General features: G+C 56.0%; 4 protein-coding genes. 2 read left to right on the forward strand and 2 right to left on the reverse strand.

Translation table 11 applies throughout. The features are described from left to right. Positions 1-237 precede the first annotated feature (237 nt). Positions 238-489: a hypothetical protein gene (locus tag QQS38_RS25780; RefSeq protein ID WP_479648166.1), complete on the reverse strand. Its 252-nt coding sequence runs from the start codon at positions 487-489 to the stop codon at positions 238-240. Between the two features lie 85 nt (positions 490-574). On the opposite strand from QQS38_RS25780, the gene QQS38_RS25785 reads away from it, so the two are divergent. Together QQS38_RS25785 and QQS38_RS25790 are read left to right on the forward strand one after the other, a co-directional pair. Continuing rightward, complete coding sequence (locus tag QQS38_RS25785) at positions 575-2,020, forward strand: IS1182 family transposase (protein ID WP_059475717.1); 1,446 nt, start codon at positions 575-577, stop codon at positions 2,018-2,020. Continuing rightward, positions 2,013-2,366, forward strand: coding sequence for a hypothetical protein (locus QQS38_RS25790; RefSeq protein WP_479648167.1), 354 nt, complete (start codon positions 2,013-2,015; stop codon positions 2,364-2,366). Before QQS38_RS25785 ends, QQS38_RS25790 begins: the two co-directional genes overlap by 8 nt. Before the next feature lie 275 nt (positions 2,367-2,641). Here the strand turns inward: QQS38_RS25790 and QQS38_RS25795 are convergent. Beyond that, on the reverse strand, positions 2,642-3,107 hold a 466-nt coding region (locus QQS38_RS25795; protein ID WP_479648168.1), incomplete at its 5' end, for an HD domain-containing protein.

The following is a 3,107-nucleotide window of genomic DNA, read 5'->3' on the forward strand; positions in this document are numbered from 1 at the left end:
GTGCGAAGGGACATCGGTTCACTCGGCGATAAATAGACCGTCTGTGCCGGAACCGTCGAAGGTGAGCAAGCCCCGAAAATCCTCGAGATAAGATTCATTGTGCTTATTTAGCCCGACTGAGGTTGTGAACCGCGGCTTTTGCTGGTTCCAAAGAAACTGAATGATGCCCGATTTTGAAGGGCCGTTTCAGGGAAACCTGTACGTCCCCTTCGGGTCGAGGCTGTGTGAAAACACGAGCTAGGCGCTTGGCCCGAATTTGAGTTCGATGATGGGATCGGCAGAGGCCAATAGTGTGGCGACCTGTTCGGCCGCACTCGGGGCGAGTCCAAGATGCTCGTAGCCGAGGTATGCAACCGTATCCTCGGGCGACCAAGGGCCCAGCGAGGTCACGTAATCAGCGATCTCATCTTGGATCTGTTTCCACGATTCATATCGGCGGCGCGACAGAAGAATTCGATCACTTCGTGTATAGATCACATGGAAATCCACGTGCGTTCTCGTCGATGAAAATGAGCCTTCATTCTCTCACGTGATCTCCTAAACTTCGGTCAGCACTTCAAGGTCGGAGGAACAATTGAAGCGATTCGTTGAAGGTGACGACCGGAAGCAGGTGACGTTGTTGCCCGAATGCCTGGACGATTTCGTTGCCGAGGACAACCCGGTCAGGATCGTCGAGGCCTTTGTCGAAGAACTGGCGCTAGAAGCGCTCGGTTTCGTTGGCGTTACGCCATCATCAACGGGCCGCCCCTCCTACCATCCCGCAGTGCTGCTGAAGATATACATCTACGGCTACTTGAACCGGATTCAATCGAGCCGCCGCCTGGAACGCGAATGCCAACGCAATATTGAGCTCATGTGGCTTACGGGCCGCTTGGCGCCAGACTTCAAGACCATAGCGGACTTTCGGCGAAACAACGGCACAGGCATTCGCAAAGTTTGTAGCAGGTTTGTCGTTTTGTGCCGCGATCTCAAGTTGTTCTCTCAAGCGTTGGTCGCCATCGATGGAAGCAAGTTCAAGGCATCCAATACGCGTGACCGCAACTTTACGACTGGCAAGATCGACAAGCGGCAGCAGCAAATTGAGGAAAGTATCCAACGCTATCTGAGTGCACTGGAAACGGCTGATCGGACCCAACCTCCCGAGGTGGAAGCGAAGACAACTCGGCTGCGAGAGAAAATTGCTCAATTACAAGGGCAAATGCGCCACCTCGAGCAGGTCAAAGAAGAGTTGAAGACGCTGCCTGATGGGCAGATCTCGCTGACTGATCCCGATGCTCGCTCCATGGCGACAAGCGGTCGTGGCTCGGGGATTGTGGGCTACAACGTGCAGGTAGCCGTAGATTCCAAACACCATCTCATCGTTGCTCACGAGGTCACAAATGCCGGCAGTGATCGGGCACAGCTCAGCCCGATGGCACAAGCTGCTCGTGACGCCATGGGCAAAACCAGATTGAAGGCTATCGCTGATCGAGGGTATTACAGTGGTCCACAGATAAAGGCCTGCGAGGATGCTGGTATCGCAGCCATTCTGCCCAGGACCACGACGTCAAGCGCAAAGGCTCACGGTCGCTTTGATCGTGCAGACTTTATCTACATCGCCCGAGATGACGAATACCAGTGCCCGGCCGGGCAACGTGCGATCTACCGATTTACCGGTCTGGAACATGGCATGTATCTGCGCCGCTATTGGAGTAGTGCATGCATTGGTTGCGCACTGAAGCCGCAATGTACGCCAAGCGACTACCGGCGGATTACGCGCTGGGAACACGAGTCAGTACTGGAAGCTGCGCAGCGAAGGCTGGACAGAATGCCGGATGCGATGACGGTGCGAAGGCGGACTGTCGAGCACGTGTTCGGGACGTTCAAACACTGGATGGGCTACACGCACTTCCTGACTCGTCGGCTTGCCAATGTGAGCACCGAAATGAGTCTGCATGTGCTGGCGTACAACCTCAAGCGCGTAATAGCGATACTTGGGTTCGCGAAAACCATGAAGGCCATGAGGCTGGTGGGTGCGTGAAGCACCCAAAATTCGCCGTATAAGCTGTACGCGATCCGCAACGAGGATTGAAATTACACCAGCATTCGTGGCCTATCGAATTGCTGCGACGATGCAGCACGGAATCTATGCCCCGGCAACTCTGCGTTTCGCGTTTCCACACAGCCTCGGTCGCGTGGTGCCGGACGCGAGCTTACCGGAAGCGCTCCCTAGCTTCAGTGATCCCGTCGAAAACGGACGCATCGTCGGGGTTGTCAAAGGCGTCGAGCAGTTGTTGCTTTCGCTTGCGCGTGTCGGTATCGATTTATCCAATCCGCAGTTCGCACAGGCAATCAACGACTGCGTAGCCAAATTTCAATCAGGCTGATCGGCGAATTTCCGTGTGCGACCAGTTTCAGACAGTCAGCGATGCTCCGAAGTTGACGCCTCAACGGCCGTTTTTCTCGGATACCCGACAACTGTCGGCTGCCCTTTATGCGGTCGGGTACCGCTCCCCGCAGGTTCAATGCTCATCTTCTTGTGGCCCAACGAGAGTTGCGCATCAGAGCGCTGAAGTCTCGACGGGCGAAGTGGGGGTCCTCATGAGCCATGACATCCGCCAAGCCGGTACCCTGAGTGGTTTCAGGCCGATGCTTCAGGTTGTCATAAAAAGGCGCGCATGAAGACTTCCGCGAAGTCGGACGGATGAAGGTAAGCGCTCTCGATGGCGTCTCGCTGCTCGACGGTGAAATCGTCATAGCCCGCACCCACCAGATCCATGTGCGCTCCCTGAGCAATAAGTGCTTCCAGCAGTGATACCTGCGAGGGGATACCGTTCGTCGTGTGTAGCGCAATCGCAAGCCAAACCTGCTCGCTTGCAGCTTCCGACAACCCGTGGCTTCGAAAGAATCGGCGAGCGGCGTTCGCGCCATCTACCTCGTACCGGAGATGGCTTTGAGAATAGCGCTTCGTCAGGCCGTAATCATGAAACATCGCCGCAACGTATCCGCCCGAGAATCCCCGCAGTAGCGAATGCTGCCGATTTCGCGGAGACTTCAGTACCGTCGGGGAGAGTGATTGTCGGCGGGGCCGACACGTGGCGACGTCGTCGCCGTTGGAGCGCTTGTGT

It is taken from the genome of Trinickia sp. Z7 (assembly GCF_056498045.1).